Here is a 15948-nt window from a genome sequence, read left to right as displayed (position 1 = left end):
CCAGTGTGGGGGATCTCCCTCTCAGGACCCCTACCTATCAAAGTCATGGTAAGCCGTTACCTTACCATCTAACTAATAGGACGCATAGCCATCTTTTACCAATAAATCTTTAATTAAAACTCGATGCCAAGTCTCAATACTATGAGGTATTAATCTTCATTTCTAAAGGCTATCCCTCAGTAAAAGGTAGGTTCTATACGCGTTACGCACCCGTGCGCCGGTCGTCATCTGTGCAAGCACAATGTTACCCCTCGACTTGCATGTGTTAAGCCTGCCGCTAGCGTTCATCCTGAGCCAGGATCAAACTCTTCATTGTATATTGTAAATATTATAATGAATAAGTTTCAAAAGAATTTGTTTAAATAAATCTAAACATGGTTATTCTACTCTTTAATTACGCTGTCAATTTCAATATTTTCAATGAACTTTGTTTTAATATTAATTAGTAACCCTAAAGCTACTCCCTAAATAAAACTTTGTAGAAAGGTTAGAATCGAACTAACTGACTTTTTCAATAGTCATTCCAAATTTTCTCTGATCGTTTTCGCTGTATTTCTTAGCGGCTGCAAACATACAAACTATTTCTAATCTGACAATAAAAAAATAAACTTTTTTCTATTTTAATTTGCTAGTAAAAAGCATGAACGTTTTGCCGAAAATTTCGGACTGCAAACATACAACGTTTTTTACAAACCAACCTCATAAAAATTAAAGTTTTTTTTGACTCGTTTTTACAAACTTATCGTTTTAACTCCTTAACTTTCACTCGACTTACAACTCCTCAATGAACTCAACTAACAACCCTATATTGCTGTTAGCGGGTGCAAACTTACAACACCTTTTTAATCTAACAACTATTTTTTTACCTTTATTTTAATTTAATTTTATACTTGCTTTTAATAAGCTTGTTTTGAGTGATTTATAAGCTCTATTTTTTGACTATTTTTTGGAGGGTTTATCCGCTTGTTGATGGACTGGAGTATTTCTTGGTGTTTTGTTATAGAAAGTATTCAATACAGTAAGGTTTGTTTGTTGGTTTTCTTTTAATTTTTAAAAATTAGTTCTTATAGTATGTCTGAAAATTACTTTATCAAGAACTTTATTTGGATAACAATTCGTGTTAGGGATAGAAACGGCATCCTTTTGTGAAGTATGAAGCAAAAGATATAGTGGAAAGCCCGACCTTTTTTATCTGAAAGTTTCTTTATTTTGAATACTTATCATTATATAGGACATTAACTTTCTTTAAATCGAACTAAAAAAAGGGAACACCCAAGGGAAACCAATAAATGTTATATAGGATGCTTTTGATACAATTATTAAAACAATGAGATTTAAAACCACTATATTTATCTAATGAAAAAAATTATCTTAGTTTGTATTGGTCTTTTTGTTATGACTTCTTATAGTCAAAATAAGAAAATGTGGGCAAAATCGTTTTTAAATAAAAAAGCACCTGAATTAGTTGTGGGTTCTTGGTTGACAGATGCACCTAAAACGGATGGGAAATTTATATTAGTAGATTTTTGGGCTACTTGGTGTGGACCTTGTATTAAAGGGATACCTGAAATGAATGCTTTTCATAAAAAATTTACCAAAGATTTGGTTGTTATTGCTCTTAGCAACGAGTCTAAAGCTAAAATTAAACGTTTTAAAAAAGCTGAAATTGAATATTATAGTGCAATTGATAGAAGAGCTAGACTTAATAGAAAGTTAGAGATTAAGGGGATTCCACATTGTATTATTATAGATCCTGATGGAATTGTTGTTTGGGAAGGTTGGCCACAATTAAAGGGCTATGAACTTACTGCTGAAGTTATACAAGATTTAATTGATAATTATAAAGCTTAATTGTTTTTTTAATGTTGATTTGATTTTTAAAAAAGATAGTATTCATACAATTATCAACTTTAAAAAAAACGCCTACAAAAACCAAACAACTGTATTATATATAGTTAGATACTCCGTATAGAAAAGATGTTTGGATAATTAGACAGCTTGTACACCATTGTTATGATAGTCACTATAATTCTTATTTATGTTTTAAATGGGGATTGACAAAAGATAAACCAGTAATAAAGGCTTATGAAGATTATTTGGCTAAATTGAACGAATCTAAATATGCTCCTATTTTTTTATCTATTGATGCTTTAAAGGCCTTACTCTCTAGATATGGTTATTTATTTTATGAAAATTAACGGGTACTGAATTAGAAAAACTTTTATTCATCCTTCTAGGAATAATGAAGTTCATTTAAAAGAGAATATATGTATTTATGCTTGGTCATAGTAAACATCTTTTTATACATATAGAAGAGTTAATGATAATAAATGGTTGGAAATAATAGCAATTCTTTTTTATAAAAAATAGTTATCTTGTAAATTTTTAATATCAATTTTATGAAAACTGCCAAAGAATATTTTGACGAATACGCTGTAAGTCATCAAAATGAGACAAACCAAGCCATTCATTACGTTTGTGTTCCCCTTATATTTTTTAGTGTTATTGGTTTACTCATGAGCATACCAACTACATTTTTAGAAAATACTTTTGTGCTTTCTAATCCTTTGATAGAAAATTGGGCTGTAATTGTTGGTCTTGTAATTTCTGTTTTTTATTTACGTTTAGGGTTTTGGTATTTTATTGAAATGCTCTTTATCATTTTAATAGCTATTCTTGCTAATTTTTGGTTAGGTAACCAAGTAAGCTTACTCTATGCATCTATTACTATTTTTGTTTTAGCTTGGATTGGTCAGTTTTACGGACATAAAGTAGAAGGAGCAAAACCATCTTTTTTAAAAGATTTAGAGTTTTTATTGATAGGCCCATTATGGGTAATTCAGAAATTAGGCATGAAGAAAAAATAATATAAAAGACGAAATTACATTTGAATATTTTTTAAAGTTGATATGATAATAGGAGCTATAATTGAAATTAATGTTTTTTTGAAAGCTAAAAAAACTACTTATTAATAAAAAAAACTCATTTATATATTTAGTTGGTAACATAAATAAGCCGTTTAAGTATTCTATTTGTTACAATTAAGAAACTATTAAATAAAAAAAATCGCAAAGTTTATTAATTAAACATTGCGATTTTGATGCTATATTCTTGGTAAATAAACGTTACATTTTATCTCCAAAGAAAATTGTGTTCATTAATAATTTATTGGTTCCAAACCAAAAACCTCTAAAATTTGTATTGTCTGTAAAAACAATAACGCTACCTCTACCTAATCTTTGTACTTTAAAAGGAACTGTGTTTTTAATTACTTTGGCGTTCTCTTTAGAAATATACCCACTTAATAATGGGTTGGCTGTATACTGAATAGGATTATTATAACTCTTTTTATCTGGTTTCATAAACAAGGTTGTTTTTCTAAACAATGCAATTTCATCATTTTTATATCCAAAATTAATTGGATGAGAACGATCTACTTTTGCTTTAAAGATAGCACCACCAATAACTTGTGCTCCAGATTTTAAAGAACGATTTTCAAAAGAAATATCATTAATAGTATCCATTTTAGTTTTATCAAAATCTATCGTTATAAATTTATTACTTGCCAACCATTTAACTGTGTTTTTATAACCAATAATAATACCCCCATTAGTAGTCCAAGTTTTTAATTTTTCTATTGCATCCTTTTCTAAACGACTACTCGGAATAATAATATGTGTGTATTTATTAAGATCTACTCTTGTAAAATAATTCATATCTAAACGAGTTAAATGCATATCGAAACGTTGATCGAATAAATGCCAAATTTCTCCAGAATCATTACCCGTAATTCCGTCTCCCACTAGCATAGCTACTTTTGGCTTTTTAATAGCACTAAAACTTCTAGATCCTAAATCTATTCCTTCATTTAAACCTGTAGTAACTCCTGCAATTTTAACATGACTTTCTATTGCTATTTTTTCTAAAAACTGATACATTTCATCAGCATTTAATTCTTGATTTTGAACGGGAATAAAAACAGTTCCATAATCGTAAGAAGTATCGCCATTTATAAAATTTTTCATAGCTACTTTTGCACGTAAACCTTTTTGTAAAATTGCATTTAAAGCTTTAGGTGTATAATATTCATTCCAAGGCATTAAATAACCATAATCACTTTTAAAAGAAACAATACCTGTATTCATTTTTAATTCAGTAATTTCTTTTCCTGCTTTTGCAAGCGATATATTTTCTGCATAATCTACACCAAAAGCATGGTTAAAAGTCCAAGCAGAAACATCATAAAACAAACTGTCTTTAAAGGTTGTTCTTATATCGAACATTGCTTTTACCAAACGTTGGTTTTTCTGATTCATTGGTACTACATAACTATATCCTTTTTTAAAGTTTTTGCCATTTTGCGTAAAATCATCTTTTACTTCATGTATTTTAATTTGATGACGCTTTAACACTTCTGCTAATTGATAGCTTTTTGCGCCATCTTTTTCATCACCAAAAACAATAGCTTTTTTAAAACCTGTATTTCTAGACTCTTTGTAAAAATCTTGTTGGTATTGTAATATTTTTACACGCATATTTTTAGCGGCTTCTAAAGTAGATAAAGCTGCCGTAAACTGATTTCTTATTGTAAAAGGGAACGTTAAAATTCCGTTTTCTGTTTCTTGAGCGTGTCCTCTAGAACTTGCTTGCTCAAACAGAATACCTATACTTCCGTTAATATCTGGAAATGTAGAACCTTTACCGTAATAAAAATCATCGTAACTTTCTTCTGAAAAATACATAGAACCTAATTTATCAAATGCTTTTGCATGATAAGATCCTATTTCTTTCGTTAAATCCTGATTCATTTGTGGTGTTAACGGATTTGTTCTAGAAGGAATTCCTGGTTGAAAGAAGAAACTAGAGTTACTCCCCATTTCGTGATGATCTGTTAAAATATTTGGTAACCATTTATGAAAACTTGCAATTCTAACTTTACTTTCTGGTAACTGTACAGGCAACCAATCTCTATTCATATCAAACTGATAATGATTGGTTCTTCCTCGTGGCCAAACCTCTGTATATTCTCTATCATTAGGATCTGGATTAATGTTTTTACTTTTGTTGGTATTTGCCCAATATGCAAAACGCTGTAAACCATCTGGATTAAGAGAAGGATCGAAAAGGATAACGGTATTATTTAAAACATCATCAATATTATCAGCAGCAGCTAAATAATACGCAACCGCCAATGCTGCATTAGAACCACTTGCCTCATTACCATGAATGGAAAATCCTTGATAAACAACAATAGGATTTTTTGTAATATCTACCGCATCATTATTAGTAGCTTCAATATGTCTTTTTCTGATACTTTCTAAGTTCTTATGATTTTCTGGTGATGTAATTGTTAGCAACAATAAAGGTCTACCTTCAAATGTAGTTCCTCTATTTTCTATAGAAATTCTATCTGAAGAAACCGCCAAAGCTTTCATATACTCTACCAATTTATCGTGCGTAACATGCCACTCACCTACTTCATACCCTAAAACACTTTTAGGTGTTGGTATTTTTTCATTGTAATTTCCTTTTGGTAAATAATAAGATAAGTCTATTTGCTGCCCAACTATAGAAAATGTAGACAACATAAATAAGAGTAGTACTTTTTTCATTTATGTTTTAATTTGGTTATCAAACAAATATACTTATTCAGGTAATTACTCTTTTAATACTTTAACATTTTATCTATTTCAGTAGAGTTATCCTCTTTTATATTATTGATAAAAAGTATGAATCTATAAAAATTATGATTGGTTATATTCACAAAGACCGAACTACTAATTACCTATAGGTAGGTTTTAGGTAATTTGTAAGTAAAAAAGCAATATGAACTAGTAGTTCTGGTAATTTTAAGGAACCCAAAAATATTCTATCCATACAATTTTACGCATCTAAGTTGTAAAAATTCTTGAATTGACAGAGTTTTATAAAGATATAAAACAAGTACTTACAACAGAATCATAATTGCAATAAAGACAAATACTATTATTTGTCCCCATTTTAAATACACACCTATTTTAGCATGTTCTTTTAGGTAATTAGAAATACTGCCTGCAAGAACAGCAATCATTCCAAAAACTAAAAAGGAAACTAAAATAAAGATTCCACCTAAAGTATAAAATTGAATAACTGTTGAGATTGTATTAGAAAACAAAAACTGAGGAAAAAATGCTAAAAAGAATAAAGCCACTTTTGGGTTTAAGACATTCATGATAAACCCTTTTTTAAAAAGTGCTACGATTGACTCTTTTTTAACACCATCATTAGATAAGACAATTTTCGCATCACTTTTAAAGACTTTGTACGCTAAAAAGATTAAATAACTTGCTCCTATTAATTTGATCACAAAAAAAAGATTTTCATTTTCTTTTATGATTGCAGAAACGCCAAAAGCAACTAAGGAAGTATGCACCAAACAACCAGACATTAAACCAATAACTGTAGCCAACCCATATTTTGTTCCATTAACAATACTTTGTGTAAGTACAAAAATATTATCAGGACCTGGAGAAATCGATAAAATAGACGTTGCTATTGCAAAAGAAATTAAAATTTCTATCATATATTTTTAATCATTGAAAAACCCCTCTGAAATAAGTTTATTTAAAGTTGTTTTCAGAAATTCTTGTAGACTTTGGAATATCTATAAATTATAAAACCTAAAGTTGTTTTAAAATGGCTTTGTTAATTCGTTTTACTAAACTAGGACCTTCGTAAATAAAACCTGTATATACTTGTACCAAGTCTGCTCCTGCATTTAACTTTTCTAAAGCATCTTTTTCTGAATGAATTCCTCCTACGCCAATAATAGGAAAAGATTTTTTTGAAGTATCTGCTAAATATTTAATAACAGCAGTACTTTGTTTTTTTACAGGCTGACCACTTACACCACCATTCCCTATTTCTGCCAAACGTTCTTTAGAAACTTTTAAGTTATCTCTATTTGTAGAAGTATTAGAAGCAATTACACCATCAATCTTTGTTTCGCTTACCAATTCTATAATTTCATCTAACTGATTATTATTTAAATCCGGAGCAATTTTAAGTAAAATTGGTTTTTGTATTTTTTCTTTATTATTCAATTCCTGACAAGCAGAAATCAATTCTAATAAATAATCTTTGTCATTCAGTTTTGCATGACTACCAACATTTGGGCAACTTACATTTAGTACAAAATAATCTACATAAGGATGCAATTCTTTAAAAACCTCACAATAATCTTCTGTATAGTTTTCTGGAGTAGTTGTTGTATTTTTACCAATGTTACCACCAATAACAACTTGTCCTTTATTCTTTTTAAGGTTTTTAATGGCAGCTTCCATTCCGTCATTATTAAAACCCATTCTGTTTATAATTCCTTGATCGTCTTTTAAACGAAATAATCTTTTTTTAGGGTTACCAACTTGTCCTTTTGGGGTTACGGTTCCTATTTCTATAAAACCGAAACCAAAATTAGCCAATTCGTTATATAAAACAGCATTTTTATCAAAACCAGCAGCTAAACCAACAGGATTTTTAAAAGTAATTCCGAATAAAGTTTTTTCTAAACGCTTGTCTTCAAACACATACAAGCTTTTGAATATTGAAGAAACAAAAGGAATTTTACAAAGGGTTTTAACCAAAGAGAAGGTAAAATAATGAATTTTTTCAGGATCGAATAAAAAGAAAATTGGTCTTACAACAGATTTGTACATGCTTTACTAGAATTAATTTAAGTAGCTTATTTCTAGTTTTCAAAATTACACATTTTATAGCGATTAAACTCTAAAACATATTTCAATTTAAAAATTACAGACCATAGCAATCTCAATTTACCTTCTCTTAAAGTAAAAAATTAGAAAAAAAAAAGCCTTTTATCTATTTATAAATTACTATATCCCTTAAAAAAAAGAATAAAAATTAATTTATTTCAAAAAAAAACACCTGTCATAAAAACATTTATAACTTTCTTAAAAAGAGTTTATAACCTTTTCTATTTCTTGAATAAATAACCCTTAAAAGCTATTAATTTCATCATAAAAAAAAGTCTGCTGTAATTAAAGTATTGACCTTTCGACGAAGCAACCTAATTATTAAAAACAAAAAAATGAATACAAAAAACATAGTATTAGGAATAATTTTTGGTCTATTACTAACATTACAAACAAGTGCTCAAGGATTGTTAGATGGTTTTACTCCTAAAAAAGGAGATCTATCTATTACAGCTTCTTATACTTCTAGTAATTATGAAAAATTTTATGCTGGAACTACAAAAATGGACGCAGTTCCTGCTCACAATGAAATTGATCAAAATATCTATAGCATATATGCTAAATACGGAATTACAAACAAATTATCTGTTGTTTTAAATGCTCCTTATATTTCTGCAGAAGGAAATGGAATTGCAGATCCTTTTAACGGAACAACAGAACAAGATGGTTTTCAAGATATTTCTATCGGTTTAAAATACAATGCTTATAGTTTAAATTTTAATAAATTTAATTTAGACGTAATTACAGGTTTAAGTGTTGATATCCCTACAGATTACGAAGCAAACGGAATTTTATCTCTTGGTAATAATACTTTTTCTACCAACTTAACTGCAGGTTTACATTTACAAAACGATGCAGGTTTTTTTGCTACTTTTTTAAATTCATATCAATTTAAAGGAGATGCAGATAATACTGCTGGTGGAAATGATTTTGATGTACCAAATGCATATTACGCAACCACCAAAATAGGATATGCTAGTTCTTTTATTTATGTAGAAGGTTGGTTAGATTATTTAGCTTCTAAAGATGGTGTTGATATTTCTGATAGTACTTTTGTAGGTAATTCCCTGAAACTAAAGTAGAATACACTAGAATTGGTGCAACTATCTACAAAAACATTATTCCAGAATTAGGTGCTAGTGTTGGGGTTAGTAGCGTAATTGATGGTCGTAATATTGGTAAATCTACCAATTATACTGTTGGCTTAACTTACAACCTTAATATATAAGAAACGTTTAACCAAAACTAAAAAAGCTCGTGAGAAATTACGGGCTTTTTTGTTTCTATGTTTTTCTATAGAACTTAAGAATTCTTTGCTTCTCTATTCATAAATCAAATACTTAGCTCTAATCAATTTAAAAGCATCTATATCTTTCTGCCAAGTTTTTCTAATTTCTTGTTCGGGCACACCTTTTTCTATTTGTTCTTGTAGTTTTTTTGTTCCTGCTAATTTGGTAAAGAAATTATTAAAAAATTCTTTAGACGTATTTTGCTTGTAAACTTTTATCAAAAAAGACAAATCTATTTTACTAAGATTCTCTGTTTCTTGTAGGTTTTCTCCGTAACATAATTGATTTTTAAACTTAGGGTATTTAGCACCTTCATTTGCTTGTGGAGTAAAAGTAAAATCGCTTTTTGTTAAAAATGGAGAACCATAAATTTGGAATTGCATTTCGGTTCCTCTACCTGCAGAAACATTGGTACCTTCAAAGAAACACAAACTTGGGTATAGATTTATACTTTTATCATTTGGTAAATTAGGAGATGGTTTTATAGGCAAACTATATGCTGTTTGATGCGTATAGTTTTCTAACGGAATCACTTTTAAGTTACACTGTATTCCGTTTTTAAGCCATTTTTCTCCGTTAATCATTTGTCCGTATTCTCCAATGGTCATTCCGTAAACCACCGGAACTTTATGCATACCAACAAAAGAAGTATGTTCCAATTCTAAAACAGGTCCGTCTATATAATGTCCGTTTGGGTTGGGTCTATCTAAAACAATTACTTCTATTCCTGCTTCTGCACACGCTTCCATTACGTAATGTAAAGAAGAAATATAGGTGTAAAAACGCGCACCTACATCCTGAATATCAAAAACAACGACATCAACTCCTTTTAAATGCGCTTCAGATGGTTTTTTATTTTTACCGTAAAGCGATACAATTGGTAAACCCGTTTTGGTATCAAAACCATCTTTTACAACCTCGCCAGCATCTGCTTTTCCTCTAAAACCATGCTCTGGAGCAAAAACTTTTTTAACGTTTATTCCGTTATAATTATGTAAATAATCTACCAAATGATGTGTAACTTTTTTAGAACCCATAACATTAGGTCCAACTTCTGCCCTTTCTAAAACAGACAATACAGAAGTTTGGTTTGCAACCACAGCCACATTTTTTCCTTTTAATAAATTAAGATACAGATTGGTTTGCGCTGCACCCGTTTTAATTTCTAAAACCTCATTTTTTGAACTTTGAACATTCAATTTTGAATCTTGAACTTCTTTCTTTTGAGCATAAGAAATGAGCTGAAAATTCAGCAGTAGAAATAAGAATAAATATGTACTTTTGAAAGGTTTAAAATTGATCATAATTTGAATTACGAGTTATTTATAGCAAAACGCATTATTGCCGGTAAAAAGTATAAAAATAGCATTTCATCTCCAATAATAAAAATTGCCATTACAGCAATTGCTTTGGGAATTATTATTATGCTAATTGCTGTAGCAACAGGTGCTGGCCTGCAATATAAAATTCGCGATAAAATGGCGGGATTTAAAGGCCATGTTCAAATTGTAAATTACGATGCTAATAATTCTGATGTATCTACCGTACCTATAAATAAAAATCAAGATTTTTATCCGAAGTTTAAAAATGTAGACGGCATTAAAAACATTCAGGTTTTTGCAAATAAAGCAGGAATTTTAAGAACAAAAACAGCCTTTGAAGGCATCATCTTTAAAGGAGTTTCTACAGATTACGATTGGTCTTTTTTTAAAGAATATTTAAGAGAAGGTAGAGTACCCAATTTTAACCAAGATAGAACCCGTGAAGTTTTATTATCTCAGACCATTATAAATCGTTTACAATTAAAATTAAACGATACTATTTTAGCTACTTTTATAAAAACAGCTACTAGTAAACTGCCATCAAATAGAAAATATACCATAGTAGGAATCTATAATTCTGGTTTTGCAGAATTTGATAAAAGTATGATGATTGGTGACATTAGAGAGGTACAAAACCTCAACAAATGGTCTGATAATGAAGTTGGAGGTTTTGAAGTTATTTTAGATAGTTTTGATAAAATTGAAGAAAAAGGAGAAGAGATTTACAGCAATACAGGAGCTACTTTAAACAGTAAAACTATTTTAGACAGTTACCCTGCTGTATTTGAATGGATAGAACTTTTTGACAATAACGTATGGTTTATTATTGCCATTATGATCTTGGTTGCTGGTATAAATATGGTTACTGCCCTACTCGTTTTAATTTTAGAACGTGTACAGATGATCGGTATTTTAAAAGCCTTAGGAAGTACAAATACAAGCATTCGAAAAATATTTTTATACAACGCCTCTTATCTTATTTTAAAAGGTTTATTCTTGGGAAATATCATTGGTTTATCAATCCTTTTTGTACAATATTACTTTAAGTTGATTACGCTTAATCCAGAAACTTATTATGTAACTACAATGCCTGTTTACATTTCTTTAAAAGCTATTGTATTGCTAAATATTGGTACGTTAATTATGTCTTTTTTAATGTTGATTATTCCTTCTTATATCATTACTAAAATCAATCCATCTAAGTCTATTAAATTTACTTAACATTTGGGCGTTCCCTAAAAAGGTCGCGCTTTCCACTATATCTTTTTCTCGTACCTCTAAAAAGGATGCCGTTTCAATCGCTAACGCAAACAAGCTGTTAGCTTTGGTAAATACAAATTGCTGGCAAACAATTTGCGTTAGCGATTGAATGGTATGTTTAAGCTCTTTAACACTTCTTAAAAAGTGTTAAAAGCGAGTAATGAAAGCGCGACCTTTTTGGGAACGCCCAAAAATTAATTTACCTTTACACTCGAAAATAGAAATAATGAAATACGCTAAAAATATATTAGAAACCATTGGTAATACACCATTGGTGCAGTTAAATTCGGTAACAAAAGAAGTAGATGCTTTGGTATTGGCAAAGGTTGAAACTTTTAATCCGGGAAATTCTATTAAAGATAGAATGGCTTTAAAAATGATTGAAGATGCAGAGGCAGATGGTCGTTTACAACCTGGAGGAACCATTATAGAGGGGACTTCTGGAAACACCGGAATGGGGTTGGCTTTGGCTGCAATTGTAAAAGGTTACAAATGTATTTTTGTAATATCTGACAAGCAATCTAAAGAAAAAATGGATATTTTACGTGCCGTTGGTGCAGAAGTAATTGTGTGTCCTACAAACGTAGAACCAGAAGATCCTCGTTCTTATTATTCGGTTTCAAAACGTTTGGGTGCAGAAACGCCAAATTCTTGGTATGTAAATCAGTATGACAACCCGAGTAACGCTTTAACACATTATGAGCAAACGGGTCCTGAAATATGGGAACAAACGGATGGAAAAATCACTCATTTAGTAGTTGGTGTTGGTACTGGAGGTACTATTTCTGGAACGGCAAAATACTTAAAAGAGCAAAACCCAAACATTAAAATTTGGGGAATTGATACCTACGGTTCTGTGTTTAAAAAATACCATGAAACAGGTATTTTTGACGAAAATGAGGTGTATCCTTATATAACAGAAGGTATTGGAGAAGATATCTTACCTAAAAACGTTGACTTTTCTTTAATTGATGGTTTTACCAAAGTAACAGATAAAGATGCTGCGGTTTATACTAGAAAAATTGCCAAAGAGGAAGGGATTTTTGTAGGAAACTCTGCAGGTTCTGCTATAAAAGGTTTGTTGCAATTAAAAGAAAACTTTACAAAAGAGGACGTTGTTGTAGTTGTATTTCATGATCACGGAAGTAGATATGTGGGTAAAATGTTTAATGACGATTGGATGCGAGACAGAGGTTTCTTAGAAGAAGACATTAAAACTGCTGCTGGTTTAATTAAAAACCATGATAACACTCCTTTGGTTGCCGCACAAACAGAAGAATTGGTTTCGCATGCTATTGAGCGTATGAAAGAATATAAAATTTCTCAGATTCCAGTAAAAGATATTCACGGTTTTGTAGGTTCTATTAATGAGTCTGTTTTATTACACAATTTTATTGCTGATAAAAATATTGCAGACAAACCTATTAAAGACATTATGGGTAAACCATATCCTATTGTAAAAATAACTGCAAAATTAGAAGATATTTCTAAGTTGATAACCAAAGAAAATGATGCTGTTTTGGTTGATTTAGAGAACGGAAATCATCAGATTATTACAAAGTACGATATTATTAGCGCTATGTAATTTTAGGATGCGAAACTAGTTTCTGAATCTTATAATTTATACAAATAAAAACACCTTTAACGAGGTGTTTTTTTTATGCTCTTTAATAATTACAAGTGTGTAATAAAATTTATGAGAGTTCTATTTTAAAAAAAAATAATACGCATCTATACTTGTAATCAATCTACTCAATGCAACTTTTTTTTAATGGATACTTCTCTTACCCTTCATAAATAAGGGTTTATTTATTTTACTTGTTATAAAAAACAACATCTCTGTTATTAGATGTTTAATTTGTTGCATCTAATTTTGTTCTGTAAAACTATCTTTAAATGCTAAAGAAAAAGAATATCCTCTTTTCTACAACCAAATAAAAGTTAACTAAAATTGTAAAATGACAAACTGATTATTTCTAATAATAGAAATTTCTATACCTAATTTTATGAAACACAAACCTTATTTAGAATAAACATATTTTCATAATATTTAGTTACCAAATTCTGCATTTTATCAGAAATATTTTTAATTTTAAGAGAAATGGGTATGATACCGATTGGATTGAAGAAACATTCTCGCCAGCTATAATGCACAGAAACGACATTAACCTATCTGGTGCTACAGAAAAATTATCATATTATACTTCTGCATCTCATTTAGACCAAGAAGGTATCGTTGGTGATGGCAGTACTTCTTTTAAGAGATCTACTTTTAGAGTAAACTTAAAAGCTGATGTTGCAAAATGGTTAGAAGTGGGTGTTAATTCTACCTATTCTTCTTCAGATAAAAGCGGAATTCAAGAAAACAATGATACAAGAGGAGTTATACAAAATATGTTGATTATAGATCCTTTAACTCCTGTTACTTATACCAATGGAAGTGTACCGCAATCGGTTATAGATCGTGCTAACACAAACAATGTTCCTGTATTAAAAGACAGAAATGGCAATGTATATGGATATCCAAGTTATTCTACAGGAGAAGTAATAAATCCTGTTGCCTATGCAAACAACATTAATAGAACAACTGTAGATGCGTATCAATTCTTAACCTCAGCGTATTTAAAATTTAAACCTTTTGACGGTTTCTCTTTTACAACAAGGTTAGGGTATGATAAAAATCAATGGGATACCAGAAATACTGTCACCCCATATTATGTATCGTCAGAAGCAGCAAATACAACCTATACAGGTTCTCAAACAATTGTAAAATCTAAAAGATGGTTGTGGGAAAACTTTGCTTCTTATGAAAAAGTAGTTGGTAATCATAACTTTAAATTATTAGCAGGATATTCTGCAGAAGAAACAAGAGTTACAACACCAACATCTAGAAGTGGTTCTGCTTCTATTGCAGACTTTGTAGGTTTCGATTTTGACTTACCAGACTTTAACACACAAATAAACTTAATAGATCCATCACCAGATAATATGGTATCTATGTTTGGTAGATTTTCTTACGATTATTCTGGTAAATATTTATTCGAAGCCTCTGTAAGAAGAGATAAATCAGATAAGTTTCCAACAGCAAATAAAGCAGGTACATTTCCAGCATTTTCTGCAGGTTGGGTAGTTTCTAAAGAAGATTTTTGGAAAGAAGACTCTAAATTAAATTATTTCAAATTAAGAGCAAGTTGGGGACAAAACGGAAGTAGAAATAACTTAAATGGTAACTCAGATAGAACCTATATTACCTCAACAATAAACGGACAAAGTATCGATTATTTAGGAAATACAGGAGCACAAATTACGGGATATTCTAACCTTAACTTAGTATGGGAAACATCAGAACAATTAGATTTAGGTGTAGATTTGAAAGCTTTACAAAACAGGTTAACTTTCTCTGTTGATTATTATAAAAAGACAACAAGAGATGCCATTATTAACGATGGTTCTTTAATTACACCAGGTTCTGCAGGGTTTGTTTTTAATGAGTTTAATGCAGGTACTATAGAAAATAAAGGTTTTGAATTTGAAATAGGTTATGGAGATACAACAGAAAACGGTCTTAGATATAATCTTAATGCAAACTTATCTACTTTACAAAATAACGTTACAGAAATTCTTTTTGTTCCAGAAGGAACTTCTCTACCTGGAGCTGGTGCTCCTCAAAATGCAGATGGAATTACAAGGTTTACAGAAGGACAACCATCTTGGTATTTTTACGGATATAAAACAGACGGAATTAATACTGCAACTGGAGAAGTAATCATAAAAGACACAGATGGTGTTGCAGGAATTACTTCTGCAGATAAAACAAATATAGGTTCACCACATACAGATGTTTTATTTGGTGGAAACATCAACTTAGGTTATAAAGCTTTTGATTTTAACTTACAATTTCAAGGAACTATAGGTAATGATATTATTGCAACGTATCATCAACCATCAAGACCTATTACCAACAAACCTGTCCACTTCTTTAATGAGAGATGGCAAAACCCAGGTGATGTAGCTAATTTTCCAGGCGCTGCAAGTGTAACTGGTTCTTATGAAACAGATTTAATGGTAGAAGATGGTTCTTTTATGAGAATAAAACAAATTCAGTTTGGGTATACTTTACCAGAAAAATTCACCAACAAAGTACATCTCAAAAATTTAAGAATGTATGTTTCTTTAGATGACTTTTTCACCATTACAGGATACAAAGGTTTAGATCCAGAAATAGGAAATTTTAACTATAATTCTATAGGTGTAGACAGAGGTTTTTACCCAACAGCTGCCAAAGCAGTATTCGGACTCTCTTTAGATTTTTAATAAAAAATACAA

10 protein-coding genes and 1 rRNA gene (1 of these 11 only partly in view) are annotated in these 15948 nt (G+C 30.2%); 6 read left to right on the top strand and 5 right to left on the bottom strand.

Going from position 1 to position 15948, the window contains the following annotated elements; genetic code table 11:
- Positions 1 to 316: ribosomal RNA gene (locus WG945_RS00435) — 16S ribosomal RNA — on the bottom strand; it reaches 1202 nt to the left of the window's first position.
- A 1040-nt stretch (positions 317 to 1356) separates the two neighbouring features.
- Here WG945_RS00435 and WG945_RS00430 point away from each other — a divergent pair.
- Both WG945_RS00430 and WG945_RS00425 read left to right on the top strand, forming a co-directional pair.
- Positions 1357 to 1851 (top strand): TlpA family protein disulfide reductase, encoded by a 495-nt coding sequence (locus WG945_RS00430; protein ID WP_068448520.1) that lies wholly within the window; start codon positions 1357 to 1359, stop codon positions 1849 to 1851.
- 548 nt (positions 1852 to 2399) lie between these two features.
- On the top strand, positions 2400 to 2867 hold the full coding sequence (locus WG945_RS00425) for a DUF962 domain-containing protein (RefSeq protein WP_068448521.1): 468 nt from the start codon (positions 2400 to 2402) through the stop codon (positions 2865 to 2867).
- Between the two features lie 258 nt (positions 2868 to 3125).
- Here the strand turns inward: WG945_RS00425 and WG945_RS00420 are convergent, their stop codons facing one another.
- From WG945_RS00420 to WG945_RS00410, 3 genes are all read right to left on the bottom strand, one after another.
- Positions 3126 to 5612: a M14 family zinc carboxypeptidase gene (locus WG945_RS00420; protein WP_068448522.1), complete on the bottom strand. Its 2487-nt coding sequence runs from the start codon at positions 5610 to 5612 to the stop codon at positions 3126 to 3128.
- Between the two features lie 335 nt (positions 5613 to 5947).
- Complete coding sequence (locus WG945_RS00415; RefSeq protein WP_068448523.1) at positions 5948 to 6562, bottom strand: LysE family translocator; 615 nt, start codon at positions 6560 to 6562, stop codon at positions 5948 to 5950.
- 97 nt (positions 6563 to 6659) lie between these two features.
- Entirely contained in the window at positions 6660 to 7694 is a 1035-nt protein-coding gene (locus WG945_RS00410) for a quinone-dependent dihydroorotate dehydrogenase (protein ID WP_068448524.1), read from the bottom strand.
- 392 nt (positions 7695 to 8086) lie between these two features.
- Between WG945_RS00410 and WG945_RS00405 the strand changes: the two genes are divergently transcribed.
- Complete coding sequence (locus WG945_RS00405; RefSeq protein WP_068448525.1) at positions 8087 to 8833, top strand: transporter; 747 nt, start codon at positions 8087 to 8089, stop codon at positions 8831 to 8833.
- Positions 8834 to 9072: 239 nt separating this feature from the next.
- On the opposite strand, the gene WG945_RS00400 is transcribed toward WG945_RS00405, so the two are convergent.
- Positions 9073 to 10344 carry an exo-beta-N-acetylmuramidase NamZ family protein gene (locus WG945_RS00400; protein WP_068448526.1) on the bottom strand — a complete coding sequence of 424 codons (1272 nt, stop codon included), beginning with the start codon at positions 10342 to 10344 and terminating at the stop codon, positions 9073 to 9075.
- A 3-nt stretch (positions 10345 to 10347) separates the two neighbouring features.
- On the opposite strand from WG945_RS00400, the gene WG945_RS00395 reads away from it, so the two are divergent.
- The 3 genes from WG945_RS00395 (at position 10348) to WG945_RS00385 (ending at position 15936) form a co-directional block, all read left to right on the top strand.
- Positions 10348 to 11583: an ABC transporter permease gene (locus WG945_RS00395; protein ID WP_068448527.1), complete on the top strand. Its 1236-nt coding sequence runs from the start codon at positions 10348 to 10350 to the stop codon at positions 11581 to 11583.
- A gap of 265 nt (positions 11584 to 11848) precedes the next feature.
- Positions 11849 to 13207 (top strand): pyridoxal-phosphate dependent enzyme, encoded by a 1359-nt coding sequence (locus tag WG945_RS00390; RefSeq protein ID WP_068448570.1) that lies wholly within the window; start codon positions 11849 to 11851, stop codon positions 13205 to 13207.
- A gap of 452 nt (positions 13208 to 13659) precedes the next feature.
- Positions 13660 to 15936 carry a SusC/RagA family TonB-linked outer membrane protein gene (locus tag WG945_RS00385; protein ID WP_340867188.1) on the top strand — a complete coding sequence of 759 codons (2277 nt, stop codon included), beginning with the start codon at positions 13660 to 13662 and terminating at the stop codon, positions 15934 to 15936.
- The last annotated feature ends 12 nt before the right edge of the window (positions 15937 to 15948 follow it).

This window comes from Polaribacter atrinae, assembly GCF_038023995.1.
GTDB lineage: Bacteria > Bacteroidota > Bacteroidia > Flavobacteriales > Flavobacteriaceae > Polaribacter > Polaribacter atrinae.
The sequence above is the reverse complement of the archived record's forward strand: the minus strand, read 5'-3'. Positions and strand labels throughout refer to the sequence as shown.